This is a genomic window from Cupriavidus sp. 05N40 (assembly GCF_056397305.1).
Window position 1 is genome coordinate 26,410 of sequence record NZ_JBFTND010000018.1, and the last position, 23,656, is coordinate 50,065.

Sequence of the window (23,656 nt, forward strand, 5' to 3'; positions counted from 1 at the left end):
ATTGGGACAAAGCGGGTGCCGCGCCGGCGCCATGCGGGGCCGGCGCGGCGGCCCGCTAGTCTACCGTGATGCCCTTGGCCTTGATCAGTTTGCCCCAGCGCTCGGACTCGGCGCGCGCATATTGCGCGAATTCCTCCGGCGTGCCCGACACCGGTTCCACGCCGATGCCCTCGAAGCGCTTCTGCACGTCCGGGCTCTTGAGCGCCTTCACCAGCTCGGCATTCAGGCGCGTCACCACCGGGCGCGGCGTGCCCGCCGGCGCCACCACGCCCTGCCAGGCGTAGGCCTCGAAACCGGGCACGCCGGCCTCGGCCACGGTCGGCACCGTGGGCAGCGCCGGCAGGCGCCGGGGCGTGGCCGCGCCAAGCGCGCGCACCTTGCCTGCCACGATGTTCTGCTGGCCTGCCGCGAGGTCCAGGAACATCAGGTCGACCTGGCCCGCCAGCAGGTCCTGCACTGCCGGTGCCGCGCCCTTGTATGGCACGTGCGTCATCTTCGTGTGGGTCTGGTCCATGAACAGCTCCATGGCCAGGTGATGCGGGCTGCCGGCGCCCGGCGAGGCGAAATTGACCTTGCCCGGGTTCTTCTGCGCATACTCCACCGCCTCCTTGAGCGTGCGCGCCGGGAAGTTCGGCGTGGCGACCAGGATCAGCGGAAAGCGCGCCACCATGCCCACATGCACGAAGTCCTTGTCGGCGTTGTAGGGCAGCTTCTTGTAGAGTGACGGGTTGGCCGCCAGCGTGGCGGTGTCGGCGGTCAGCAGGGTGTAGCCGTCGGGCCGGGCGTGCGCCACCGCGTCGGCGCCGACGATGGTGGCGGCACCGGGGCGGTTGTCGATCACCACCTGCTGGCCCAGCGCCGGCGTGATGGCCTGGCCGAGCGTGCGCGCCACCACGTCGGTGCCGCCGCCGGCGGGGTAGGGCACCACCCAGCGCACCGGCTGGCCCGGCCAGTTGTCCGCGGCGCGCGCCGGCTGGCCGGTCGCGATGCCCAGCGCCAGCATGGCGAGCATGGGCAGTGAACGGGCCAGCGGGGAGCGGCGTTGGCGGCAGTCGGAACGTGGGGCGGAAAGGCTGGCGGCAGCATCGCCGCGGGGCGCAAGGCGGGTCATGGTTGTCTCCGGTTGGAAGGCGGCCGCGCCGCGCCATGTACTTTGCATGGCGCATGCCTGCGACGGCTCGTCGTGCGCACAAAGTCTACCCACGGATTAAAAATTGGTAAATCGATTTCGCTATAGTAAATTTATGGCTAAGGTGGCACCGCGCTTCCCGGAGTTGCTCCCGGCAGTGTGATGCGCCGTGCCTTTATCCGCTTTGCCACTTGGTAGCCCTTTGTTGAGTAGCCCTTTGTTGCCGCATGACCGAACCTGAAGAAGACGATTCCAAGCTGCGCTCCGGCATCCAGTCGATCGAGGTCGGCTTCAAGCTGCTGCAGGCGCTGGCCGTATCGCCGCGCGCCATGATGCTGCGCGACCTGGCCGCCGCCGCCGACATGAACCCCGCCAAGGCCCACCGCTACCTGGTCAGTTTCCAGCGGCTGGGCATGGTGGTGCAGGATCCGGTCGGCGGGCGCTACGACCTCGGGCCCTTCGCGCTGCAGCTTGGTCTGGCCGGGCTGAACCGGCTCGATCCGGTCAAGAAGGCGCGCCCGATCCTGTCGCAACTGCGCGACGAGATCGACCAGACCATCGGCATCGCCGTGTGGGGGAACCACGGCCCGACCATCGTGCACTGGGAAGAGTCCAGCCACCCCGTGACGGTGAGCCTGCGGCTGGGCGATGTGATGCCCATGCTCAACTCCGCCACCGGCCGTCTCTACGGCGCCTACCTGCCGAAACAACAAACGCGGCCGCTGGTCGAACGGGAACTGGCGGAGCGCGGCCATGACGAGCTGCCGGAGTTGCCGCGCTCGCAGGCCGACTACGACGCGGTCTGCGCCGAAGTGCGGGCCAATGGCGCGGCGCGGATCAAGGGTGGCGTGCTGCCGGGCATCAACGCTTTCTCGATGCCGGTGTTCGATGCCAACGGGCATGTCGCCATGGCCCTGATCGTGCTCGGCGCGCAAAGCGTATTCGATGCAGAATGGGGCGGGGCGGTGGACCGCCGCGTGCGCGATATCGCGCGGCAGATTTCTTCGGAGCTTGGTTATCTTGGTGGCAGCCCGACGCACGGGCCAGACGGCCTCTCGCGATAGACCTGTCTCGCGCCGCCTGCGCTGGGCGGCGGCGCTTGCATTGGTGCTGGCCGTGCATCTTGGCGTGGTGGCCGGCCTGATGGGCATCCGCGGGCCGCATATCGACCCGTCCGGCATGCCGCCCATCGAGGCGGTCCTGCTGGCGCCGCCCGCGCCGCCCCTGGAAAAGGCGCGGCCGCCTGCGCCTGCCGCGCAGAAACACCGTCCTGTGCGGGCGCCGGCCGAGGCCACCCCGCCACCCGAGGCGCCGCCCGAAGCTGCCGAGGCCCCCGCGCTGCTGACCGGTCCGGCCGGCCCCGCCATGGCAAGCGCCGGCGGCACGGCGGGCAGCGCCGCCTCGGCGCCTGCCTCCGCCGCGGCGTCTGCGCCCGCCGCCGAGGCTGCCGACAACGTTCGCTATGCGGCGCCGCCGTCGATGCTGTTGCACTACGCCAGTTTCGTCAACGGCATCCAGAATCCGGACGGGCTGATCCGCTGGCAGCATGACGGCAGCCATTACCAGCTGGCGGTAGAGACACGCGTGCTGTGGTTCCGCTTCGCCTTCCACAGCAACGGCGCACTTGGCGAGCATGGCCTTGCGCCCGAACGCTACGAGGAAAGCCGGCGCAATCGCGTGGAGGCGGCCCGCTTTGACCGCGCGGGGGCGACGCTGGTATTCGAAGGCCGCAACAAGCAGGTGCCGCTGCCGCCTGACGCGCAGGACCGCTTCAGCGTGTTCCTGCAACTGGTGGGCATGGTACGCGGCACGCCGCAGCGCTATGCATCGCCGGGCGTGACCGAGACGTTCGACGTGGGCGATACGCGTGACCTGGAGCCCATGCAGGTGCAGTATGTGGGGGAAGAGGACGTCGAAGCCGCGCAGGGTTCGGTGCGCGCCAAGCATTTCGTGCGCCTGCCGCGGCATGCGGGCGACCGGCGCCGCGTGGAAGTGTGGCTGGCGCAATCATTGCAATGGATGCCGGTGAAACTGCGGCAGACCGAGCCCGACGGCACGCAGATCGAACTGGTCTACCGCGACAGCGAAGCGCTGCGCTGATTCATCGTGCCGCGGCCCGCGGGCCGAGGTGGTTCACCGTGTCGTACCCACTTCCGGAGATCCGTCATGCATGCCCTCCAGCCACCATCCGAAACCCGCCGCGTGCGCGTGGGCGATGTCAGCCTGCACGTGCGCATCGACGGAGGCGACGGCCCCTGGGTGATTCTGGCGCATGCGCTGGGCGCCAACCATACCTTGTGGGACGCCACCGCGCGGCACCTTGCGCCGCGCTACCGCGTGCTGCGCTACGACCTGCGCGGCCACGGCCAGAGCGACGCGCCGATCGGTGCTTACTCGATGATCCGGATGGCCGACGACGTGGCTGGCCTGATGGACGCGCTGGCGGTGCCGGAGGCGCATTTCGCGGGGGTGTCGGTGGGCGGCATGATCGGCCAGACCCTGGCGCTGCGGTATCCGGAACGGATGCTGTCGCTGACGCTGGTCGATACCGTCAACCGCACGCCGCTCGAAGCGCACCAGATGTGGCACGACCGCATCGGGCATGTGGAGGCGCACGGCATGGCGGGCGTGGCCGACAGCACGCTGGAGCGCTGGCTGACCGCGCCGTTCCGCGCCGCGCATGCGCACGAGGCGCAACGCGTGCGCGAGATGCTGCTGGCAACGCCAGTGCACGGCTACGTGGGCACGGGGCTGGCGATCATGGCCTTCGACCTGGCCGGTGCGATCGCGCGCATCCATTGCCCCACGCTGGTGGTGACCGGAGAAGAGGATCAGAGCGCGCCGCCGGCGATGGCGCGGGAGATCGCCGGCGCCATTCCCGCCGCGCGCCTCGAGATCCTGCCGCAGGCCGCGCATCTGTCGCATATCGAACAGGCCGGGCGCTTCCACGCCGTGCTCGATGCCTTTCTGGGCAACGCCGCGTGCGGTGCGCAGTGTGCCGCACCCTGAGGAAATATCTTTTCCGCTCTAACTTAAGAACTTGCGCAGACGGCCGTTGCCCAACATAGTGAGGGAACGCTTGTGAGAAGTTAGAGCGGTCATTCAAGCGGTTCGCCGACGCAGAATCTTGAAAACCAGGCGAACACCCTCAGCTTGGAGGTGAAATCGCGGAGGGCAGCCGGGCACCATGCCGGCAGACTGAACAATGGTTGGCCCCCCGCTTACCCATGACAGCCCGGAGGTGTGCCATGCAAATGATCTACAACAGCGACAATTATTGCATCGTCGAGTTTGGTGCGGATGTCGAGCATGCGCCTCTTGCCTCGGGCGGCTATGAAATCGTCGACAAGAACCTGAAACGCGAGATTTTTCTCGGCGGCCAGATGGCCGAGAGCTTTCGCGCGGACGTGAAGCGTCTGATTGAAAGCGAGCCGTCGGTGGAAGAGGTGGATGATTTCCTCGGAAAGTTCGATACGGTGATGACCCATCCGCTGGTAATGCACTAAACGCATCATGCGCCCGGCCGTGGCCGCTGCCTCTGCATTGCGCAAGGTGGTGCCGGAGCCGGTCCGAGCCAGGCAGGAAAGCCCGTGCACAGCGCGGGCTTTTTGATTTTCGGCCACCCGCGAGTGGCGGTGGCGTCCTAGTACTGCTCCCAGGCCAGCCCGGCGTGGCGCCAGCCGTTGAGCGTATTGCGGTGTCGCTCGGCGTCCAGGTCGCCTTCGAAGCCGTGCAGCACATTGAAGACGGTAGTGAAGCCGGCGCCCTCCAGCGCGCGCGCCGCCGCCGAAGAGCGGTTGCCGCTGCGGCAGATCAGCAGCACCGGCCGCGCCGACGCCTGGCCGGCCAGCTTCTTCACCGCCTGCACGAAATGCGGGTTCACTTCCCAGTCCGGGCCGTCGTTCCACGGCACGTTGTGCGCGCCCTTGGGGTGGCCGACGAACAGGTATTCCATCTCGCTGCGGCAATCGATGAAGAGTGCGTCGGGCGAATCGGCAAGCAGGGCTTGCGCGTCGCCGGGGCTGAGGTGTTGCATGGGCAGGGTTTGCGTTGGCATCGCGTTGGTGGACGGGTTTGCCCAGTGTAGGGCCGTGCCCTGCCGGGCCGCAACAGCCAGGCGACGCAGGAGGCCTTTGGCGCCGGCCCCATCCAATCCGCAAACCATTGATGTAACTGATAAAATCGACCTCTTTTCCCTGCCGCAGAAGCCCCTCATGAGCGCCGCCCCAAGTTCCGCCTCGCAGCCCGCCGCGCGCCCCCCGGCGCGCCCCTACACCCGTGCGGCCAGTCTGCCCGCCCTGCTGCGCGAGCGCATCCTGATCCTGGATGGCGCTATGGGCACCATGATCCAGCGCTACAAGCTGTCCGAGGCCGACTACCGCGGCGAACGCTTTGCAGGCCACCACGTGGACGTCAAGGGCAACAACGAACTGCTGCTGCTGACCCGCCCGCAGGTCATCAGCGAGATCCACGAGCAGTACCTGGCCGCCGGCGCCGACCTGATCGAGACCAACACCTTCGGCGCCACCGCGGTCGCGCAGGAAGACTACAAGATGGCGGACCTGGCCTACGAGATGAACGTCGAGGCCGCCAGGCTGGCGCGCGCCGCCTGCGACAAGTACAGCACGCCCGACAAGCCGCGCTTCGTGGCCGGCGCCTTCGGCCCCACGCCCAAGACCGCCAGCATCTCGCCTGATGTCAACGACCCCGGCGCGCGCAACGTCACCTTCGAGGAACTGCGCAAGTCCTACTACGAACAGGGCAAGGCCCTGCTCGAAGGCGGTGCCGACGTGTTCCTGGTCGAAACCATCTTCGACACGCTCAACGCCAAGGCCGCGCTGTTCGCCATCGACCAGCTGTTCGAGGACACCGGCGAGCGCCTGCCCGTGATGATCTCGGGCACCGTGACCGATGCCTCCGGCCGCATTCTCTCGGGCCAGACCGTGGAAGCATTCTGGTACAGCCTGCGCCACGCGCGCCCGATCACCTTCGGGCTGAACTGCGCGCTCGGCGCCACGCTGATGCGCCCGTACGTCGCCGAGCTGGCCAAGGTGTGCGACGCAGCCATTTCGTGCTACCCGAACGCCGGCCTGCCCAACCCGATGAGCGAGACCGGCTTCGATGAAACGCCGGAGGTCACCTCGTCGCTGGTGGAAGAGTTCGCGGCCTCCGGCCTGGTCAACCTGGTCGGCGGCTGCTGCGGCACCACGCCGGACCATATCGCCGCCATCGCGCAACGGGTGGCCAGCAAGAAGCCGCGCGCCTGGCCCGGCCAGTACCGTGACGCCGACATCGCGGCGTGAACATGCATCGCGAGCCTACAGAACAAGATCAAGCCATGACCAACGATACCCTGCCGCCGCGCCCGATGCGCCTGTCCGGCCTCGAGCCCTTCACCATCGACGAGGACACGCTCTTCGTCAACGTCGGCGAGCGCACCAACGTCACCGGCTCCAAGGCCTTCGCCCGCATGATCCTCAACGGCCAGTTCGACGAGGCCCTGGTGGTGGCGCGCCAGCAGGTCGAGAACGGCGCGCAGATCATCGACATCAACATGGACGAGGCCATGCTGGACTCCAAGGCCGCCATGGTGAGGTTCCTCAACCTGATCGCCTCCGAGCCCGATATCGCGCGCGTGCCCATCATGCTGGACTCGTCCAAGTGGGAAGTGATCGAGGCCGGCCTGAAGTGCGTGCAGGGCAAGCCCGTGGTCAACTCGATCTCGCTCAAGGAAGGCGAGGAACAGTTCCGCCATCACGCCGGGCTGATCCGCCGCTACGGCGCGGCTTCCGTGGTGATGGCCTTCGACGAGAAGGGCCAGGCCGATACCTTCGCGCGCAAGACCGAGATCTGCAAGCGCAGCTACGACATCCTGGTCAATGAAGTCGGCTTCCCGCCCGAAGACATCATCTTCGACCCGAACATCTTCGCGGTGGCGACCGGCATCGAGGAGCACAACAACTACGCGGTGGACTTTATCGAGGCCACCGCCTGGATCAAGCAGAACCTGCCGTACGCCAAGGTCAGCGGCGGCGTGTCCAACGTATCGTTCTCGTTCCGCGGCAACGACGCGGTGCGCGAGGCCATCCACACCGTGTTCCTGTACCACGCCATCAAGGCCGGTATGGACATGGGCATCGTCAACGCCGGCCAGCTCGGCGTGTACGACCAGCTTGACCCGGAGTTGCGCGAGCGCGTGGAAGACGTGGTGCTCAATCGCCGCGAGGACAGCACCGACCGCTTGCTGGAAATCGCCGACCGCTTCAAGGGCGGCGGCGCCAAGAAGGAAGAGAACCTGCTGTGGCGCGGCACGCCCGAGAACCCGGTGCCGGTGGGCGACCGCCTTTCCCACGCGCTGGTGCACGGGATCACCACCTTCATCGTGGAAGACACGGAAGAAGTGCGGCAGATCGTGGAGGCGCGCGGCGGCCGTCCGATCGAGGTGATCGAAGGCCCGCTGATGGACGGCATGAACATCGTGGGCGACCTGTTCGGCGCCGGCAAGATGTTCCTGCCGCAGGTGGTCAAGAGCGCGCGCGTGATGAAGCAGGCGGTGGCGCACCTGCTGCCCTACATCGAGGAAGAAAAGCGCCTGCTGGCCGAGGCCGGCGGCGACGTGCGCGCGCGCGGCAAGATCGTCATCGCGACGGTCAAGGGCGACGTGCACGATATCGGCAAGAACATCGTGTCGGTGGTGCTCCAGTGCAATAACTTCGAAGTGGTCAACATGGGCGTGATGGTCCCGTGCAACGAGATCCTGGCGCGCGCCAAGGTCGAGGGCGCGGACATCGTCGGCCTGTCCGGGCTGATCACGCCCTCGCTCGAGGAGATGGCCTACGTCGCCTCCGAGATGCAGCGCGACGACTACTTCCGCATCAAGAAGATCCCGCTGCTGATCGGCGGCGCCACCACCTCGCGCGTGCACACCGCGGTCAAGATCGCGCCGCACTACGAAGGCCCGGTGGTCTACGTGCCGGACGCCTCGCGCTCGGTGAGCGTGGCGTCGAGCCTGCTGTCCGATGAAGGCGCGGCGCGCTACCTCGACGAGCTGAAGTCCGACTACGAGCGCATCCGCCACCAGCACGCCAACAAGAAGGCCACGCCGATGGTGACGCTGGCGCAGGCGCGCGCCAACAAGACGAAGGTGGACTGGAGCGCCTACGTGCCGCCCAGGCCCAAGTTCGTCGGCCGCCGCATCTTCCGCAACTACGACCTGGCGGAGCTGGCCAACTACATCGACTGGGGCCCGTTCTTCCAGACCTGGGACCTGGCCGGCAAATTCCCCGACATCCTCAACGACGAGATCGTCGGCGAGTCCGCGCGCCGCGTGTTCTCGGACGGCAAGGCCATGCTGGCGCGCCTGATCCAGGGCCGCTGGCTGACCGCCAACGGCGTGCTGGCCCTGCTGCCGGCCAATACCGTCAACGACGACGATATCGAGATCTATAYCGACGAGAGCCGCAGCCAGGTCGCGCTGACCTGGCACAACCTGCGCCAGCAGAGCGAGCGCCCGGTGATCGACGGCGTGATGCGGCCCAACCGCTGCCTGGCCGATTTCGTCGCGCCGAAGGACAGCGGCATCGCCGACTACATCGGCGTGTTCGCGGTCACCGCAGGTATCGGCGTGGACAAGAAGGAAGCGCAGTTCGAAGCCGACCACGACGACTACAGCGCGATCATGCTGAAGTCGCTCGCCGACCGCCTGGCCGAAGCCTTCGCCGAATGCCTGCACGRACGCGTGCGCAAGGATTTGTGGGGCTACGACGCCGGCGAGGTGCTCACCAACGACCAGCTGATCGAAGAGCGCTATCGCGGCGTGCGCCCGGCGCCGGGCTACCCGGCCTGTCCGGAGCACACGGTCAAGGCGCCGATGTTCGAGTACCTCAATGCCGCCGAGATCGGCATGGGCATCACCGATTCGCTGGCCATGACGCCGGCCGCCTCGGTGAGCGGCTTCTATCTTGCGCATCCCGAGTCGACGTATTTCTCGGTGGGCAAGATCGGCCAGGACCAGCTCGACGACATGGTCGAGCGCCGCGGCGAGGAACGCAGCGTGCTCGAGCGCGCGCTCGCGCCAAACCTGTAACCGCATCTGGCCGGCGGCGGCGGCAATTTGCCTTGCCGCGCCGCCGCAAGCCGTTGGGTACGCAGGGCAAACGGCCTGCCGGGCAGCACCGCGCGGCTTTGTAAGTTCTTCACTACTCCTTACAAGGCATTACATCTCCTAACAGACCGCGCGGCGCCGCGTCCATAGACTGGGGGCTCACATCAAGTGAACGCCGCAGCGAATGTTTCGCCGCGGAGCTAACTGCAAGGAGCCTCTCCATGAACAAACTGCTGATCTCCCTTTCCGCTCTCTCGATCGCTGCCGCTTCCTCGCTGGCCATGGCGCAAGGCACCGGAGTCGATGCGAAGGCAGGCGCCACCGGCGCCATGGCGGCGCCCGCGATGAGCGCGCCCGCAGACAAGGGTGCAGCGGCCGGCGCAGGTGTGAACGCGGGCGTGGGCGCTGACACGGGTGCGGATGCCAAGATTGGCGCCGACGCGCAGGCCAAGGCCACCGCCAAGACCAAGAAGCACGCCAGCCATGCCAAGGCGAAGAAGGGCGGGGCTGCCGCTGACACCAGCGCTGCAGCGGACACCGGCGCGGCGGCCAAGGTCCAGTAAGGACCGGCAAGCATGGCGCGACCGGCCAGCCCGCGCGGCTGGCCAGTCTGCGGCGGCCACGCCGGCGCGCGGACCTGCCCACGGGGCGACGCGACGAAGGGACGGGTTTCACCCCGTCCCTTTTTTCTTTTGCCCCAGAGCCGCGCCATGTCAGTCTTACACCGACAGTCTCGCGGCTTTGTAACCACTACAATGTTTTTGTCCACTGGCCCAGTGGGCCAGCCCGCCCTCCCGGAGAGCGGCGCATCCAAGCCCAGGGAGATACCATGATTCGCGTTCTGATCGCCGACGATCACCAGATCGTGCGCGCCGGTCTGCGCCAGTTCATTTCCGATGAACCCGATATCCGGGTGGAAGGGGAGGCTGCCAGCGGCGATGAAGTGATGACCCGGCTGCGCGAGCGCGAATTCGACGTGATCGTGCTCGATATCTCGATGCCCGACCGCAACGGCATCGACGTGCTCAAGATGCTGCGCCAGCGCCATCCCGCCCTGCCGGTGCTGATCCTGTCCACGTACCCCGAAGAGCAGTACGCCATCAACCTGATCCGCGCGGGCGCCTCCGGCTACCTGACCAAGGAGAGCGCGCCCGACGACCTGGTCAAGGCGATTCGCACCGTGGCCCAGGGCCGCCGCTATGTCAGCGCGACGGTCGCGGACCTGCTGATCGGCGGGCTGGAGAAGCCCACCGACCAGCCCTTGCACCAGACCTTGTCCAAGCGGGAATTCCAGATCTTCTGCAAGCTCTCGCGCGGGCAGTCGGTGTCGGTGATCGCCGATGAACTGTTCCTCAGCGTCAAGACGGTCAGCACGTACCGTTCGCGCATCCTGGAAAAAATGGGCATGAAGACCAACGCGGACCTGACCTACTACGCGATCAAGAACGGGTTGGTGGAGTAACTTGGTCAAGGCGCCGGGGAGGCCAGCGCGGCGAGAAAACGCCGATTGCCCGACACGCCTGTAGGACGGACCCCGATAGTCTGTTTCTATATTCGGTTGCTACCATTGAATCATGTTGGATCAAGCTGCGGCCCCCTCGTATCGTGCGCTGCGGGTCCTGCTCATAGAGGACTCGGCGGTCCTGCGGGGTATGTTGCTCGAGTACCTGAACGCGTTTCCGTTTGTCGAGGTCGTGGATTGGGCGGACACCGAAAGCTCGGCACTGCGCCTCTATGAGGCGGGCAGGTACGAGGTCGTCATCGTCGACCTGCAACTCAGGCAAGGCAATGGCATCAATGTGCTGCGCGGCATGCGGAAGTCCGAGCCCTCGGGCATCCGCATCGTGTACACCAACCATGCGCAGGTGCCGACCTACCGGCGCCAGTGCGCCGAGGCCGGGGCGGACTATTTTTTCGACAAGTCACTCGAGCTGGAGCAGGTGTTTCGCGTGATCGAGGAGTACGCGCAAGCGGGCGCTTGAGCTTGTCATGGCTTCCGGTCATCGCTTGCGGGGCCGGCCGCCCCGGGCGGCCGTACCGTTTTACCAGCAGTTCCTCCCGCGGCGAGTCCGCGTCAACCTAGAGCAAGGAGAGAAACATGAGAAAGCTAATGGCGCTGTTTTGCCTGGCGGGTGTCGTCCTGGTGACAGGCTGCAACACAGTATCGGGCGCAGGCAAGGATATCGAACGCGGCGGCGAAAAAATGCAGGGTGCCGCCCAGGATACAAAGCAGAAGATGTAAGCCATGCCGGTGCCGTCGCGGCGGGCGCCAGGGCGTCTCCCGCGCGGCTTCCGTGGCCTTTTCACCGCAGCATTTTTGCCGCGGACGAGTAAACGGAAACGGCGGACGCAAGCACGTCCGCCGTTTCCGTTCGTGCCTGCGCTGTCGCCTGGCCCGGTCGCGCGGGCCTAGCCTTGCCCGCTCGGCGTCCCGGCGGGCGGCGGCGCGACCTCGCCCGCGGGGGGCGGCACTTGCGCGGGGGCGTCGCCGGATGCCTCATCGTCATGGCGCTCGGGCGCCACGATGGCGTCGGTCAGCGGCACCTCCACGCGGATGGTCACGCCGGCGCCGGGTTCGGATGCAATGTCGATCGTGCCGCCGAGCGCAATCACGCGCTGCTCCATGCCCAGCAGGCCATGATGTCCCACCGCGCGGCGTGTTTCGAAATCGGGCGGCAGGCCGCGGCCGTCATCGCTCACCTGCAGCGTCAGCACGCCGTCCATATTGTCCAGCGTGATGGTCACGAGCCGGGCTTCGGCGTACTTGCTGGCATTGGTCAGCGATTCCTGCACGATGCGGTAGAGCGCGATGGCGGCGTCGTCGCGCAGCGGCGGTACCGTCTCGCCGAGTCGTACGTCGGCCTCCCACTGGTTGCGCGCCGCCACCTCCTCGGCGAGCTGGCCGATGGCTTCCTTCAGGCCCAGGTTGAGCAGCACCGTGGGCCGCAGGTCCTCGATCAGGCGCCGCTTGATCTGGATGCCCTGGTCCACATGCAGCATGATGCGCGTGAGCTTTTCCTTCACGTCGGGATGCGAGTCTTCCACGCGGCGGCGCACCCAGTGCATGTCGAGCTTGGTGGCCGTCAGGATGGCGCCGAGTTCGTCGTGCAGCTCGCGCGCCAGGCGCGTCTTCTCATCCTCGGTGACGCGCTGCAGGTGGGAGGCGAGTGCGGACAGCTGGCGCGTGCGTGCGCGCACCATGCGGTCCAGCCGGGCGCTTTCTTCTTCGAGCTCGCTGCGCGCGGCTTCCGACACCGCCATGCGGCGCGAATGCTGCAGCCCGACCACGATCAGCAGCACGATATTGATCGCGGTCAGCAGGCCGATGCCGTAGCGCGACAGCGCCAGGTCGCGGTCGGCATACTCCAGGCTGCGCGACACGGAGCCGGATTCGCGTGCGAGCAGGGATTCGAGCCCGCGCCGGGCGTTGTCCATGGTCTGCTTGCCGAAGTCCGTGCGCACCAGGTCGAGCGCCACTTCCACGTCGCGCTTGCCATAGATCAGCGTCAGGTCCATTTCCGTGAGCTTGCGGTTGACCGCGATGGATGCCGCGGTGAACAGCTTGAGCGCTTCCGGGTCGTCGGCATAGCGGCTGCGCAGCGCGGCCATCAGCGCATTGATATGCGGCAAGGCCTGGTAGTACGGCTGCAGGTAGCTTTCCTTGCCGGTCAGCAGGAAGCCGCGCTGGCCGGCCTCGGCATTGACCAGCTCGCCGATCAGCGAAGTGATCTGGCCCTGTACCTGCTGCGACTGGATCACTTGCGTATAACCCTGGCGCAGGCGGATGTTGCCTGCCTCGGATGCCATCAGCACCACCACCGTCAGCAAGATGCCGCCCGCCAGCAGCAGCGTGGAGCGCAACATGGATTGCTTGAGCATTGTCAGTTCCCGATGTGGGGCGCGGTCCGACACCGCTCRCCGGCCACGTCGCGGCGCCATGCGATGGGGCCGGTTGTCGCGCACCCTGTCTGCGACGATGGAAGCACATCGGCGGCCCCCGGTCAACCTGCGGCACGGCCGGCGGCGCCCGCCAGCCCGGGCCCGCGCGGGTGCTGTAGGAATCCACTGACATCTGAATCGGTGGGCCAGCGGTGCCTGCCCCGTGACCCGGTTTCTACCATTGAGCCATCAGCTAGTCACGAGCTTGCGCCCCCTGCGCAAGTCAGCCAGCGAAACGAGAGGAGAACGTCGATGCTCAAATGGGCGCTGATTTTTGCCGTGGTTTCCCTGATTGCCGGCCTGCTCGGCTTTACCGGTATTGCCGCTGGCGCGGCCGGCATCGCCAAGGTCCTGTTCTTTATTTTCCTGGTGCTGTTCGTGCTGTTCCTTGTCCTGGGCGCGACCGTGTTCAAGGCGGTGAAATAGCCGGTCGCCATCGCCGGGGTCCTGCTGCTGCCGGCGCGCTGCGCCCGCTGGCGCGACAGGCAAGCCAATCTAGGGAGTTGCCATCATGTTGCACTACGCACTCGTATTTTTCGTCATCGCCCTGATCGCCGCGCTGTTCGGCTTCGGCGGCATTGCCGCGGGGGCGGTGGAGATCGCCAAGATCCTGTTCTTCATCTTCCTGGTGGTCGCCCTCGTGACCTTCGTGATCAGCCTGGTCAGGCGATAGCCGAGAACCGGGCGGTGCCGCGGCCGGCTGGCCGCGGGCCGGACCGGACCGGAGATGAAACCGTGAATGAAGACAGACATGGAGATAAACCTATGCTGACCCACAACCCGAAGGTGAAGAAAGAATTCACGCACCTGGCCGACAGCGCCGGGAACACGGTGCGCCAGATGCGGCTCGCCGCGCGCGACACCCGCAGCGCCGCCCGCGATGCTGCCAGTCCCGTGGCCGAGGAGGTGCGGTCCCTGATCGCGCAGCTCGAGCACACCATGGAGGTGCTTGGCCGCGAAGGGTCTTCCGAAGCCGTGCAGGCGGGACGACGGCTGCAGGATCGTACCCGCGCGCTGGCCGAGCATCTGCGCCAGGCCACCCTCGACGGTGCCAGCCGCGCCCGCGAGCGGGTCGACTTCGCCGTGGAAGGCGTGCAGCAGCGCGTAGTGGAGTCGCCGCTCAAGGCGGTCGGCATCGCGGCGGCGGTCGGTGCCTTCGTCGGCTTGCTGCTGGCGGTCAACGGCCGCGCCAGGAACGACTGAGGCTACCCGCGCGGCCGCCTGCGCCTGGCGGGGCGGCCGTTGTTTYCTCGGGCCCGCGGGCGCGCCGGCAAGTTGCCGCCAGGCAGAGGCCCGCCGCAAATAGCCCTTCGACCCCTTCGCGCTTTCCCACAGCCGCATTCCCACAGGAGCATCACAGTCATGGACACCCCTGTCACCGAGAGACCCGCCGGCAAGGGCGCGGCACCGGCCCGCAACGAGCAAGGCGCCAGCGGCGGCTTCCTGACGGATGTGAAGACGTTGCGCGACCGCGCGCGCAAGCACATCGAGGATGGCGCCGTGACGCAGAACTACGACGCCGACCGCGCCACCGTGCTCAAGCTGCTCAACGAAGCGCTGGCCACCGAGCTGGTCTGCGTGCTGCGCTACCGCCGCCACTACTTCATGGCCAAGGGCATCCACGCCGAGCCGGTCGCCGCGGAATTCAAGGTGCATTCCGATGAAGAGCAGGCCCACGCGGATCGCATCGCCGCGCGCATCGTGCAGCTTGGCGGCGCGCCCGATTTCGCGCCGGACACGCTGTCGGCGCGCAGCCATTCCGAGTACGTCGAAGGCAAGTCGCTGACAGACATGATCAAGGAGAACCTCGTCGCCGAGCGGATCGCGATCGAGAGCTACCTGGAAATGGTGCAGTACATCGGCGAGCGCGACCCGACCACGCGCCGGATGCTGGAAGACATCCTCGCCGTCGAGGAAGAGCATGCCGACGAACTGTCGGACATGCTGGAAAAGGGCTGAACCCGGCGCCGGGATGAAAGTGCCGCATGCAGCACGTCGTGTGGCGGCGGCGCCTTCCTTGTCCGCACCGAAGCTGATTTCTCCCCCTTGCGGATCCCCTCCCTGATCCGGCAGGCCCGGCATCCTCGCCGGGCTCTTTTTTTGGCCCGCCGACGTGCGGGGCATCCCCGCGGGGCTCCGGCGTCCCGGCCTGGGCCGCGGCAGGCCGCGTCGGCTGCGGCCAGATGCGACAAAGCCCGCGTCAGCGGGCTTTGCGCGGCGGGCGGGGCGCGCTAGACGCCCCAGAGTACATCGGTGTTCTCGCGCTGGGAGGCGCGCAGCATATCGAGGAAAGGATAGGCGCGCTGGCCCAGGTGCAGCGGCTCGTCCTCCTCTTCGTCCTGCTTGCCCGGCGTTACCGACGATTCGGCCGGGTGCACCCGCTTGGCGTCCGTCACGGCGGCTTCGAGCTTGTGGATGGCGCGCGGCATTTCTTCGGCGGTGATCACCCCGCGCTCTCCCAGGTGCTTGCCGATAATCCCGAGGAGCGTGACAGCCAGATCCCTCATCATGATCAGGTCTTGCGCCGCATGGGATTTGAAGGTGATCAGCATGATATTTCCTTTCCTTGACTACAGCGAAGTGACAAGATCGCGCGGCATGTCCGGGATTCGGGCGGGGGCGCGCAACGGCCGGTTTCGGGCTCGCTGCATGATGTCAGCATAGCACCTGATAAAATTCCGCGTTCTGCAATTCATTGCCTGCCACGCGACGCCGCATCCACATGCCGCGCCGGCGCCGGACAACCGCCCCAGGGCCACGACATTCATGCTGCCTGTTCAGACCTCCAATCTCGCCGCTGCGTTCCTTGACGCCGTGCGCGCCCTCGCTCCGGCCGACGCCACGCTGCCCGCCGTGACCTTCGAGCGCCCCAAGTCCGCCGCCCACGGCGACCTTGCCTGCAACCTGGCCATGCAGGTTGCCCGCGCGCTCAAGCGCAACCCGCGCGAGCTGGCCCAGCAGATCGTCGATGCCGTCAAGGCCGATGCGCGCACCGCGGACCTGGTGGCCGGCATGGAGATCGCCGGCCCCGGCTTCATCAACCTGCGCCTGACACCGGCGGCCAAGGCCGACGTGCTGCGCGCCGTGCTGGAGCAGGGCAACCGCTACGGCGCCCAGGAGCAGGGCGTGCACGGCAAGGTGCTGGTGGAGTTCGTCTCGGCCAACCCGACCGGCCCGCTGCACGTGGGCCACGGCCGGCAGGCGGCGCTGGGCGACGCCCTGGCCAACCTGCTGGACTGGCAGGGCTTCGACGTGCACCGCGAGTTCTACTACAACGACGCCGGCGTGCAGATCCAGACCCTGGCGGTCTCGGTGCAGGCGCGCGCGCGCGGCGTCAAGCCGGGCGACGCCGGCTGGCCCGAAGCGGCCTACAACGGCGACTACATCGCCGACATCGCCGCCGACTTCCTGGCCGGCAAGCGCGTGCGCGCGTCCGATGGCGACGAGGTGACGGCATCGGGCAACGCCGAGGATATCGACTCGATCCGCAAGTTCGCCGTGGCCTACCTGCGCAACGAGCAGGACATCGACCTGCGCGCCTTCGGCGTCAAGTTCGACCGCTACTACCTGGAATCGTCGCTGTACACCGACGGCAAGGTCGAAGCCGCCGTGCAGTCGCTGATCGCCAAGGGCAAGACCTACGAGAACGAAGGCGCGCTGTGGCTGCGCACCACCGACGACGGCGACGACAAGGACCGCGTCATGCGCAAGGGCGACGGCACCTACACCTACTTCGTGCCGGACGTGGCGTACCACACCACCAAGTGGGATCGCGGCTTCGCCAAGGTCATCAACGTGCAGGGCAGCGACCACCACGGCACCATCGCGCGCGTGCGCGCCGGCCTGCAGGGGCTGGAGATCGGCATTCCGGCGGGCTACCCCGACTATGTGCTGCACAAGATGGTCACCGTGATGAAGAACGGCGAGGAGGTCAAGATCTCCAAGCGCGCCGGCTCCTACGTGACCGTGCGCGACCTGATCGAGTGGAGCAACGGCGCCGAGGGCGGCGAGACCATCCGCGGCTGCCTGGACGCGGGCGTGGCCGACTGGCCGTCGCACTTCACGCGCGGGCGCGACGCGGTGCGCTTTTTCCTGCTGTCGCGCAAGGCGGATACGGAGTTCGTGTTCGATGTCGACCTCGCGCTCAAGCAAAACGACGAGAACCCGGTGTACTACGTGCAGTACGCGCACGCCCGCATCTGCTCGATCTTCGAATCGTGGGGCGGCGCGGACTGGGAAGCGAAGCTCGCCACGCTGGCCGGCACCGACCTGGCGCCGGTGACGGGCGCCGGCGCAAGCCCGCAGGCGCTCGCCCTGGGGCAGCGCCTGGCCGACTTCCCTGACATGCTGGCCGCGGCGGCAACCGAGCTGGCGCCGCATGCGGTCGCCTTCTACCTGCGCGACCTGGCCGGGGATTTCCATGCCTTCTATAACGCTGACCGCGTGCTGGTGGATGACGAACCGGTCAAGCTGGCGCGCCTGGCGCTGCTGGCCGCCACGCGCCAGGTGCTGCGCAACGGTCTGGCGGTGATCGGCGTCTCCGCGCCGCAGCGCATGTAAGCGCACGCGGACCGCGGCCGCGCCGGGCACCGCCCGGCGTGGCCACGCGTGTCGCCCTGACCACAGACAGTGATGCGCGGACCGGCGCAGGCTCTATAATCGCGCCATCACGCTAGAGGAATTCATGCAACAGCAACGCAAGCGCGCCCCGCGCAATGCCAGCCGCGCGCCGCAGCGCGGAGGTACGTTCCTGGGACTGGTGCTGGGCCTGATCATCGGCCTGGCGATCGCGGTGGTGGTCGCCTTGTACATCACCCGCTCCCCCGCGCCATTCCAGCAGAAGAACGGACAGAAGCCGGCCGACCCCGGCAATGTCGTCAGCAGCCTGCCCACGCCGGCGCAGGACGCGCCGAGCGATCCCAACAAGCCGCTGTGGAGCAAGACGCCGGCCAAGCCGGTCGGCCCCGCCGCCGAACCCGAGCAGCCCGCCGGGCCGGCGCCCACGGCCAGGCCGGCCGAGCGCCCGCAGCCGCCCGTGGTCGCGACCCGTCCGGCCGACAAGCCCGCCGAGCGGCCCGCCGACAAGCCGGCTGAAAGGCCCGCCGAGAAGCCGGCCGACAAGGTTGCGCAGAAGCCCGTCGACAAACCGGCGGAAAAACCCGCCGAGAAGCCGGTCGCCGATCCCATCGCCGAGATCGCGCAGGCCGATGCCAACAAGGTGGGCTACCTGCTGCAGGTGGGTGCCTTCCGCTCGCAGGAYGACGCCGACCGCCAGAAGGCCAACCTGGCCATGCAGGGCTTCGAAGCCAAGGTCACCGAGCGCGATGTCAACGGCGTGAAGCTGTATCGCGTGCGCCTGGGGCCGTTCAACAAGATCGAAGACATGAACCGTTCGCGCGACCGCCTGCAATCGTCGGGTTTCGAAGCGTCGGTCATCCGCTTTACCAAGCAGTAATACAACCCGGGGCGTCCGCTGAACCGGAACGCCCCGCCGCTGTCATACGCTCATCGCCCATCCTCGAAAGTCGCGTCATATGAAGAAACTCGCCACCTTGTTCGCCACGCTGGTCGCCGTGACCGGTTTCCTGATGAACGCGCCCGCGCAGGCGGCCGCACCCACCGCGGGCAAGGAATACCAGGTCCTGAAGGCACCGCAGCCCGTCACTCAGGGCAAGATCGAAGTCACCGAATTCTTCTGGTACGGCTGCCCGCACTGCTTCGACTTCGAACCCGAGCTCGAGGCATGGGTGAGCAAGCAGGGCAAGGACGTGGTGTTCAAGCGCGTGCCGGTCGCCTTCCGCGACGACCTGCTGCCGCACACCAAGATCTTCTACGCGCTGGAAGCCATGGGCAAGCTCGACGCCATGCACGGCAAGGTCTTCAGCGCCATCCACGTGGACCGCAAGCGCATGCTCGACCCGAACGAGATCGCTGACTTCATGGCCAAGAACGGCATCGACCGCAAGGCCTTCCTCGATGCCTACAACTCGTTCTCGGTGACCACCAACACGCAGCGCGCCAACAAGATCGCCGACGCCTACAAGATCGACGGCGTGCCGACCGTGGTCGTGCAGGGCAAGTACGTGACCTCGCCGTCCGTCGCCGGCACCAAGGCCGCCGCCATCCAGACCATGGACTTCCTGGTCGGCCAGGTGCGCGACAAGAAACTGTAATACCCGTTGCGGCGCGCGCGGGCCAGGCGGCCGGCGCGCCGCGCGTTCGACCGGCAGCRCCGGCGCCGGCTTGGCGCAACGGCGTCCGGACTGCGTCGGGGCGGGTCTGCCGGCATGACGATGTTGCGGTTTTCCCTGGACCCCTCCCCATCCCGATGCGAGCATTGAAAGTCTTCCTCACCGGCGCGTCGAGCGGACTCGGCCAGGCCCTGGCGCGCGAGTACGCCGCGCAAGGCGCCATCCTCGGGCTGGTTGGCCGGCGCGAAGACGCGCTGCGCGAGCTGGCCGCCAGCCTGCCCAATCCCAATGCGGTGCGCGTCTATGCCGCGGATGTGCGCGACGCCGCCTCCATGCGGGCGGCCGCGCAGGATTTCCTCGATCATTTCGGCTGCCCTGACGTGGTGATCGCCAACGCCGGCGTATCGGTGGGTACCGTTGCCAGCGAGCGCGAGGATCTCGAAGCCTTCCGCATGGTGATGGACACCAACTGGTTCGGCGTGCTCACCACCTTCCAGCCCTTCATGCAGCCCATGCGCGCGCGCGAGCCCGGCGCCGGCGGCTGGCGCGGCACGCTGGTCGGCATCGCCAGCGTGGCTGGCGTGCGCGGCCTGCCCGGGGGCGGCGCCTACAGCGCGTCCAAGTCCGCCGTCATCAAGCTGCTGGAGAGCCTGCGCCTGGAACAGCGCCGCGAGCGTATCCGCGTGGTCACCATTGCGCCCGGCTACATCCGCACGCCGATGACCGAGCACAATCCCTATCGCATGCCTTTCCTGATGGATGCCGACGATTTCGCCCGCAAGGCCGTGCGCGCCATCGCCGCGGGCCGGCGCTTCGCCGTGGTGCCGTGGCAGATGGGCGTGGTCGCCTCCATCCTGCACCTGATGCCGCGCTGGCTGTACGACGCGCTGTTCGCCCGCGCGCCGCGCAAGCCGCGCGGGCAGGGCCGCCAGCCGTGACCCCAGCCATCGCCTGGCAGGACGCCGCCGGCGCATGGCACGGCGCGGCCGGCGGCGAGGCCCGCATCGCCTCGCTGGTGCCGTCGGTGACCGAACTGCTGTTCGCGCTCGGGCTCGGGCCGCAGATGGTGGCGCGCACCGGCTTCTGCATCCACCCGGAGCCGGCCGTGCGCGCCGTCGCCAAGGTGGGCGGCACCAAGGACGTCAGGCTCGAGCGCCTGCGTGCGCTGGCGCCCACCCACGTCATCGTCAATATCGACGAGAACCGCCGCGAGACGGTCGACGAGATCCGCGCCTTCGTGCCCGGCGTGATCGTCACCCACCCGTGCGCGCCCGAGGACAACCTCGCGCTGTACCGGCTGCTGGGCGGCATCTTCGGCCGCGCCGCCGAAGCCGAAGCACTGTGCGGCGCGCTGCGGTCGGTGCTGGCGCAGGTGCAGGCCAGGCAATGGCCCGCGCGCCGGGTGCTCTACGCGATCTGGCAGGACCCCTGGATGACGGTGTCGCGCGATACCTATATCAGCAGGATGCTGGCGCTGGTCAACTGGCAGACCTGGCCTGCGGCCGACACGCTGCCGGAAGCCTGCGTGGATGGCGACTGCAGCCGGCCCAATGCGCCCGGGACGCGCTATCCGAGCTTCCGCTGGAGCGACGCGCTGGTGCGCGAGACCGACCTGGTGCTGTTGTCCACCGAGCCCTATCGCTTCACCGAGGCGCATGTCGATGCGCTGGAGCGCCAGCTCGGCAAGGAGGTCCTGCTGGTGGATGGCGAGRTGGTGTCCTGGTACGGCAGCCGGGCCGTGGACGGCGTGCGCTATCTGACGGAGCTGGCCGGGCAGCGCTAGCGCGCCCGCCCGGCCGGGCCCGGCGGCATGGCGTCAGGCCCTGAAGCGCACCACGCCGTCGTCGCCGGTTTCCCTGCGCACCTCCCCGGCATGCCACAGCAGGTGCAGGTGCGCCAGCGCCTCGCCCATGGCGAAGGTCATCTGGTGGATATCGAACTGCCGGTTGAAGATCACGCCGACGATGTCATGCGCGTTGCATGCCTTCTGCGCGCACGCCGCGCGCGTTTCGGCCAGGCGGTCCACGTGGTGCTCGCGCAGTTGCCGGATACGGGTGTGCAGGTTGCGGAACGGCTTGCCGTGCGAAGGCAGGATCAGCACGTCTTCGGGCAGCGGCTCGTACTTGCCGAGCGAATCCAGATACAGCTTGAGCGGGTTGGCTTCCGGTTCCATGTCGAACACGCTGACATTGGTGGAAATGCGCGGCAGCACGATGTCGCCGGAAATCAGCACGTTGCTGGCGGCGTTGTAGAGCGCCACGTGTTCGGGCGCGTGCCCGAAGCCGGTGATCACGCGCCAGCCGGAGCGCGCCGCGTCGGTGCCGATATGCACGGTGTCGCCTTCCATCAGGCGGCGGTACTGGGTGGGCAGGTCCGGCACCAGCGACGGGTAGTAGCTCTTGCGCGCGCGCAGCTTCTCCAGGCTGTCGGGGTCGGTCAGGCCGTGGCGGGCGAAATGGCTGGCGGCGAAGTCGCCGCCGGCGTTGGAGCCGGCGCCGGTGCCGCTGCCCATCACGCGCGCGTTCATGTAGTCGCCCAGGCTCATCCACAGCCGCACGTCCCAGCGCTTGCACAGCCAGTGGGCCAGGCCGATGTGGTCCGGGTGGCAGTGCGTCGCCAGCACGCGCAGCACGGGCAGGCCCTCGAGTTCGTTGGCGAATATGGTTTCCCAGTGCGCCTTGATGGTGTCGTTGGTGATGCCGCAGTCGATCACCGTCCAGCCCTCGCGGCCGTCGAGCCGGTCGCGCASSAGCCACAGGTTGATATGGTCCAGGGCAAAAGGCAGCGGCATGCGCAGCCAGAACACGCCGGGCGCGACTTCCATGCGGGAGCCGGCAGTGGGCATGGCTTCGCCAAACGGGTATTGGAGCTGGTGTTCGAGTGCGTTCATGGGAGTCTCTCTGGTCCGAAGCCCTGTGCGCGCGGCGCGGCGCGCAGGCGGGCTTTCTTGTCGTCGTGCCGGCAGCCGCGGAGGTCGGCCGCACGGCATGGTTGCCAGCCGATTTGATTGACGCTAACGTTAACGTCAACCAAAACGGGCTTCTGCCATCTTAAGCGAAAACTTCATTCTGCACCGAACGATCGTTCACTTTTTACCGGGCCCCCATGCCAGCTTCGCCAGCCACGCCGACCTACACCATCACCGATCTTGCCCGCGAGTTCGATGTGACGCCCCGCGCCATCCGCTTCTACGAGGACCAGGGGCTGCTCTCGCCCGAGCGCGAAGGGCCGGGCGGGCGCAAGCGTGTCTACAACGGCCGCGAGCGCACCCGCCTCAAGCTCACGCTGCGCGGCAAGCGCCTCGGCCTGACGCTCAACGAGATCCGGGAGATCCTCGATCTGTACGAATCGCCGCGCGACACCGCGCCGCAGCTCGAGCGCTTCCTGCATTCCCTGGCCCTGCACCGCGGCACGCTGGAGCGCCAGCTCGAAGACCTGCAGGCCCAGCTGGCCGAGATCGACCAGCACGAGCAGCAATGCCGCGCCTTGCTCGCCGCCCAGTCCGGTGCGGACGACGCAGCAATCGGTGTGAAAAGTGCCTGATGCGCTGTTTTCGCGGCGCTGCCGCCGGATTTAGTTGACGTTTACGTAAACGTAAATAAAATAGCTTCGCAACCCGCCCGGCACCGGCAATGCCCCGGCAAAACAGAGGAGAATCCATGCCCGCAGCCTCCGACCCCACCATCGATCACGCTTCGGAAACAACGCTCGGCGCCGCCCGCATGGACGCCATCGCCACCAGCTTCTCGCGCCAGGGCCTGATGACCGCGTTCGGCGCGGCGCTGACGCGGGTCGAGCGCGGCGAGGTGGAGATCGCCATGCCGTGGTCCGAGGGCGTGACCCAGCAGCATGGCTTTTTCCATGGCGGTGCGGTGGGCGCGCTGGCCGACAGTGCCTGCGGCTACGCGGCCTTGTCGATGGTGGCCGACGGCGAGGCCGGCCTCACCGCCGAGTACAAGATCAACCTGCTGTCGCCCGCGCAGGGCGAGCGCCTGATCGCCGTGGGCCGCGTGCTCAAGCCGGGCCGCACCCTGATCGTGGCGCAGGGCGAAGTCTTCTGCGAGAAGGGCGGCGTGCGCAAGCAGGTGGCCACCATGCTGATGACGCTGTGCGTCGTTCGCACGCTCGGCCACGTATGAGATCAAGACACAACGGATCGCACGGATAACGACAAGGAGACCGCCATGACTGAGTTGCCCGGCCTGAATTTCCGCCTCGGCGAAGACATCGACATGCTGCGCGCGAGCGTGCGCAACTGGGCGCAGGCCGAACTGGCCCCGCGCGCCGCCGAGA

26 protein-coding genes are annotated in these 23,656 nt (G+C 67.5%); 21 read left to right on the top strand and 5 right to left on the bottom strand.

Features of this window, described 5'->3' with window-relative positions; all coding sequences use genetic code 11:
- Positions 1 to 55: 55 nt before the first annotated feature.
- Positions 56 to 1,012, bottom strand: coding sequence for a Bug family tripartite tricarboxylate transporter substrate binding protein (locus AC1DO7_RS06735; protein WP_441650255.1), 957 nt, complete (start codon positions 1,010 to 1,012; stop codon positions 56 to 58).
- 344 nt (positions 1,013 to 1,356) lie between these two features.
- Between AC1DO7_RS06735 and AC1DO7_RS06740 the strand changes: the two genes are divergently transcribed.
- The 4 genes from AC1DO7_RS06740 (at position 1,357) to AC1DO7_RS06755 (ending at position 4,635) form a co-directional block, all read left to right on the top strand.
- Positions 1,357 to 2,193: an IclR family transcriptional regulator gene (locus AC1DO7_RS06740; protein WP_441621243.1), complete on the top strand. Its 837-nt coding sequence runs from the start codon at positions 1,357 to 1,359 to the stop codon at positions 2,191 to 2,193.
- Entirely contained in the window at positions 2,153 to 3,229 is a 1,077-nt protein-coding gene (locus AC1DO7_RS06745; RefSeq protein WP_477115920.1) for a DUF3108 domain-containing protein, read from the top strand. Before AC1DO7_RS06740 ends, AC1DO7_RS06745 begins: the two co-directional genes overlap by 41 nt.
- A 66-nt stretch (positions 3,230 to 3,295) precedes the next feature.
- On the top strand, positions 3,296 to 4,138 hold the full coding sequence (locus AC1DO7_RS06750) for an alpha/beta fold hydrolase (RefSeq protein WP_441621241.1): 843 nt from the start codon (positions 3,296 to 3,298) through the stop codon (positions 4,136 to 4,138).
- Between the two features lie 239 nt (positions 4,139 to 4,377).
- Positions 4,378 to 4,635: a BTH_I0359 family protein gene (locus AC1DO7_RS06755; protein WP_017227282.1), complete on the top strand. Its 258-nt coding sequence runs from the start codon at positions 4,378 to 4,380 to the stop codon at positions 4,633 to 4,635.
- Between the two features lie 137 nt (positions 4,636 to 4,772).
- Here the strand turns inward: AC1DO7_RS06755 and AC1DO7_RS06760 are convergent, their stop codons facing one another.
- On the bottom strand, positions 4,773 to 5,165 hold the full coding sequence (locus AC1DO7_RS06760; protein ID WP_441621239.1) for a rhodanese-like domain-containing protein: 393 nt from the start codon (positions 5,163 to 5,165) through the stop codon (positions 4,773 to 4,775).
- A gap of 178 nt (positions 5,166 to 5,343) precedes the next feature.
- On the opposite strand from AC1DO7_RS06760, the gene AC1DO7_RS06765 reads away from it, so the two are divergent.
- The 6 genes from AC1DO7_RS06765 (at position 5,344) to AC1DO7_RS06790 (ending at position 11,475) form a co-directional block, all read left to right on the top strand.
- Positions 5,344 to 6,432, top strand: a complete 1,089-nt coding sequence (locus AC1DO7_RS06765; protein ID WP_441621237.1) for a homocysteine S-methyltransferase family protein — start codon at positions 5,344 to 5,346, stop codon at positions 6,430 to 6,432.
- Between the two features lie 35 nt (positions 6,433 to 6,467).
- Positions 6,468 to 9,215: a methionine synthase gene (gene metH, locus AC1DO7_RS06770; RefSeq protein WP_477115917.1), complete on the top strand. Its 2,748-nt coding sequence runs from the start codon at positions 6,468 to 6,470 to the stop codon at positions 9,213 to 9,215.
- A 239-nt stretch (positions 9,216 to 9,454) separates the two neighbouring features.
- Positions 9,455 to 9,796 (top strand): hypothetical protein, encoded by a 342-nt coding sequence (locus tag AC1DO7_RS06775; RefSeq protein ID WP_441650325.1) that lies wholly within the window; start codon positions 9,455 to 9,457, stop codon positions 9,794 to 9,796.
- A 266-nt stretch (positions 9,797 to 10,062) separates the two neighbouring features.
- Entirely contained in the window at positions 10,063 to 10,695 is a 633-nt protein-coding gene (locus tag AC1DO7_RS06780; RefSeq protein WP_441621231.1) for a response regulator, read from the top strand.
- Between the two features lie 112 nt (positions 10,696 to 10,807).
- Positions 10,808 to 11,215 carry a response regulator gene (locus tag AC1DO7_RS06785; RefSeq protein WP_441643557.1) on the top strand — a complete coding sequence of 136 codons (408 nt, stop codon included), beginning with the start codon at positions 10,808 to 10,810 and terminating at the stop codon, positions 11,213 to 11,215.
- Positions 11,216 to 11,331: 116 nt separating this feature from the next.
- Complete coding sequence (locus AC1DO7_RS06790) at positions 11,332 to 11,475, top strand: entericidin A/B family lipoprotein (RefSeq protein WP_441621227.1); 144 nt, start codon at positions 11,332 to 11,334, stop codon at positions 11,473 to 11,475.
- A gap of 167 nt (positions 11,476 to 11,642) precedes the next feature.
- On the opposite strand, the gene AC1DO7_RS06795 is transcribed toward AC1DO7_RS06790, so the two are convergent.
- Positions 11,643 to 13,112, bottom strand: coding sequence for a CHASE3 domain-containing protein (locus AC1DO7_RS06795; protein ID WP_441621225.1), 1,470 nt, complete (start codon positions 13,110 to 13,112; stop codon positions 11,643 to 11,645).
- Positions 13,113 to 13,424: 312 nt separating this feature from the next.
- Here AC1DO7_RS06795 and AC1DO7_RS06800 point away from each other — a divergent pair, with 312 nt between their 5' ends.
- From AC1DO7_RS06800 to AC1DO7_RS06815, 4 genes are all read left to right on the top strand, one after another.
- The gene (locus AC1DO7_RS06800; protein ID WP_441621223.1) at positions 13,425 to 13,598 is read left to right on the top strand and encodes a DUF1328 family protein; all 174 of its coding nucleotides are present in this window, start codon (positions 13,425 to 13,427) and stop codon (positions 13,596 to 13,598) included.
- Positions 13,599 to 13,683: 85 nt separating this feature from the next.
- Entirely contained in the window at positions 13,684 to 13,845 is a 162-nt protein-coding gene (locus AC1DO7_RS06805; protein WP_020206329.1) for a DUF1328 domain-containing protein, read from the top strand.
- A 92-nt stretch (positions 13,846 to 13,937) separates the two neighbouring features.
- On the top strand, positions 13,938 to 14,375 hold the full coding sequence (locus tag AC1DO7_RS06810; RefSeq protein ID WP_441621221.1) for a glycine zipper domain-containing protein: 438 nt from the start codon (positions 13,938 to 13,940) through the stop codon (positions 14,373 to 14,375).
- 159 nt (positions 14,376 to 14,534) lie between these two features.
- Positions 14,535 to 15,131: a ferritin-like domain-containing protein gene (locus AC1DO7_RS06815; protein ID WP_441621219.1), complete on the top strand. Its 597-nt coding sequence runs from the start codon at positions 14,535 to 14,537 to the stop codon at positions 15,129 to 15,131.
- Between the two features lie 272 nt (positions 15,132 to 15,403).
- On the opposite strand, the gene AC1DO7_RS06820 is transcribed toward AC1DO7_RS06815, so the two are convergent.
- Positions 15,404 to 15,724: a DUF1840 domain-containing protein gene (locus AC1DO7_RS06820; RefSeq protein WP_441621217.1), complete on the bottom strand. Its 321-nt coding sequence runs from the start codon at positions 15,722 to 15,724 to the stop codon at positions 15,404 to 15,406.
- Between the two features lie 214 nt (positions 15,725 to 15,938).
- Between AC1DO7_RS06820 and argS the strand changes: the two genes are divergently transcribed.
- The 5 genes from argS (at position 15,939) to AC1DO7_RS06845 (ending at position 21,146) form a co-directional block, all read left to right on the top strand.
- A complete protein-coding gene (argS, locus tag AC1DO7_RS06825) occupies positions 15,939 to 17,732 on the top strand; it encodes an arginine--tRNA ligase (protein WP_441621215.1) in 1,794 nt (597 codons plus the stop codon).
- A 124-nt stretch (positions 17,733 to 17,856) separates the two neighbouring features.
- Positions 17,857 to 18,627 carry an SPOR domain-containing protein gene (locus tag AC1DO7_RS06830; protein WP_441650324.1) on the top strand — a complete coding sequence of 257 codons (771 nt, stop codon included), beginning with the start codon at positions 17,857 to 17,859 and terminating at the stop codon, positions 18,625 to 18,627.
- A gap of 79 nt (positions 18,628 to 18,706) precedes the next feature.
- Positions 18,707 to 19,345, top strand: a complete 639-nt coding sequence (locus AC1DO7_RS06835; protein WP_441621211.1) for a thiol:disulfide interchange protein DsbA/DsbL — start codon at positions 18,707 to 18,709, stop codon at positions 19,343 to 19,345.
- Between the two features lie 155 nt (positions 19,346 to 19,500).
- Positions 19,501 to 20,301 carry an SDR family oxidoreductase gene (locus AC1DO7_RS06840; protein ID WP_441650323.1) on the top strand — a complete coding sequence of 267 codons (801 nt, stop codon included), beginning with the start codon at positions 19,501 to 19,503 and terminating at the stop codon, positions 20,299 to 20,301.
- 8 nt (positions 20,302 to 20,309) lie between these two features.
- Positions 20,310 to 21,146, top strand: coding sequence for a helical backbone metal receptor (locus AC1DO7_RS06845; RefSeq protein WP_477115921.1), 837 nt, complete (start codon positions 20,310 to 20,312; stop codon positions 21,144 to 21,146).
- A gap of 33 nt (positions 21,147 to 21,179) precedes the next feature.
- Here AC1DO7_RS06845 and AC1DO7_RS06850 read toward each other — a convergent pair whose 3' ends face one another.
- Positions 21,180 to 22,253, bottom strand: a complete 1,074-nt coding sequence (locus AC1DO7_RS06850; RefSeq protein ID WP_477115918.1) for an MBL fold metallo-hydrolase — start codon at positions 22,251 to 22,253, stop codon at positions 21,180 to 21,182.
- Between the two features lie 215 nt (positions 22,254 to 22,468).
- On the opposite strand from AC1DO7_RS06850, the gene AC1DO7_RS06855 reads away from it, so the two are divergent.
- Both AC1DO7_RS06855 and AC1DO7_RS06860 read left to right on the top strand, forming a co-directional pair.
- Positions 22,469 to 22,906 (top strand): MerR family transcriptional regulator, encoded by a 438-nt coding sequence (locus AC1DO7_RS06855; protein WP_441621205.1) that lies wholly within the window; start codon positions 22,469 to 22,471, stop codon positions 22,904 to 22,906.
- A 116-nt stretch (positions 22,907 to 23,022) separates the two neighbouring features.
- Positions 23,023 to 23,502, top strand: a complete 480-nt coding sequence (locus AC1DO7_RS06860; RefSeq protein WP_441650321.1) for a PaaI family thioesterase — start codon at positions 23,023 to 23,025, stop codon at positions 23,500 to 23,502.
- Positions 23,503 to 23,656: the final 154 nt, after the last annotated feature.

Coding starts and splice junctions, on each gene's coding strand:
- AC1DO7_RS06735 (WP_441650255.1), bottom strand. CDS start 1,012: ATGCTCGCCATGCTGGCGCTGGGCATCGCGACCGGCCAGCCGGCGCGC.
- AC1DO7_RS06740 (WP_441621243.1), top strand. CDS start 1,357: ATGACCGAACCTGAAGAAGACGATTCCAAGCTGCGCTCCGGCATCCAG.
- AC1DO7_RS06750 (WP_441621241.1), top strand. CDS start 3,296: ATGCATGCCCTCCAGCCACCATCCGAAACCCGCCGCGTGCGCGTGGGC.
- AC1DO7_RS06755 (WP_017227282.1), top strand. CDS start 4,378: ATGCAAATGATCTACAACAGCGACAATTATTGCATCGTCGAGTTTGGT.
- AC1DO7_RS06760 (WP_441621239.1), bottom strand. CDS start 5,165: ATGCAACACCTCAGCCCCGGCGACGCGCAAGCCCTGCTTGCCGATTCG.
- AC1DO7_RS06765 (WP_441621237.1), top strand. CDS start 5,344: ATGAGCGCCGCCCCAAGTTCCGCCTCGCAGCCCGCCGCGCGCCCCCCG.
- AC1DO7_RS06775 (WP_441650325.1), top strand. CDS start 9,455: ATGAACAAACTGCTGATCTCCCTTTCCGCTCTCTCGATCGCTGCCGCT.
- AC1DO7_RS06780 (WP_441621231.1), top strand. CDS start 10,063: ATGATTCGCGTTCTGATCGCCGACGATCACCAGATCGTGCGCGCCGGT.
- AC1DO7_RS06785 (WP_441643557.1), top strand. CDS start 10,808: ATGTTGGATCAAGCTGCGGCCCCCTCGTATCGTGCGCTGCGGGTCCTG.
- AC1DO7_RS06790 (WP_441621227.1), top strand. CDS start 11,332: ATGAGAAAGCTAATGGCGCTGTTTTGCCTGGCGGGTGTCGTCCTGGTG.
- AC1DO7_RS06795 (WP_441621225.1), bottom strand. CDS start 13,112: ATGCTCAAGCAATCCATGTTGCGCTCCACGCTGCTGCTGGCGGGCGGC.
- AC1DO7_RS06800 (WP_441621223.1), top strand. CDS start 13,425: ATGCTCAAATGGGCGCTGATTTTTGCCGTGGTTTCCCTGATTGCCGGC.
- AC1DO7_RS06805 (WP_020206329.1), top strand. CDS start 13,684: ATGTTGCACTACGCACTCGTATTTTTCGTCATCGCCCTGATCGCCGCG.
- AC1DO7_RS06810 (WP_441621221.1), top strand. CDS start 13,938: ATGCTGACCCACAACCCGAAGGTGAAGAAAGAATTCACGCACCTGGCC.
- AC1DO7_RS06815 (WP_441621219.1), top strand. CDS start 14,535: ATGGACACCCCTGTCACCGAGAGACCCGCCGGCAAGGGCGCGGCACCG.
- AC1DO7_RS06820 (WP_441621217.1), bottom strand. CDS start 15,724: ATGCTGATCACCTTCAAATCCCATGCGGCGCAAGACCTGATCATGATG.
- argS (WP_441621215.1), top strand. CDS start 15,939: ATGCTGCCTGTTCAGACCTCCAATCTCGCCGCTGCGTTCCTTGACGCC.
- AC1DO7_RS06835 (WP_441621211.1), top strand. CDS start 18,707: ATGAAGAAACTCGCCACCTTGTTCGCCACGCTGGTCGCCGTGACCGGT.
- AC1DO7_RS06840 (WP_441650323.1), top strand. CDS start 19,501: ATGCGAGCATTGAAAGTCTTCCTCACCGGCGCGTCGAGCGGACTCGGC.
- AC1DO7_RS06855 (WP_441621205.1), top strand. CDS start 22,469: ATGCCAGCTTCGCCAGCCACGCCGACCTACACCATCACCGATCTTGCC.
- AC1DO7_RS06860 (WP_441650321.1), top strand. CDS start 23,023: ATGCCCGCAGCCTCCGACCCCACCATCGATCACGCTTCGGAAACAACG.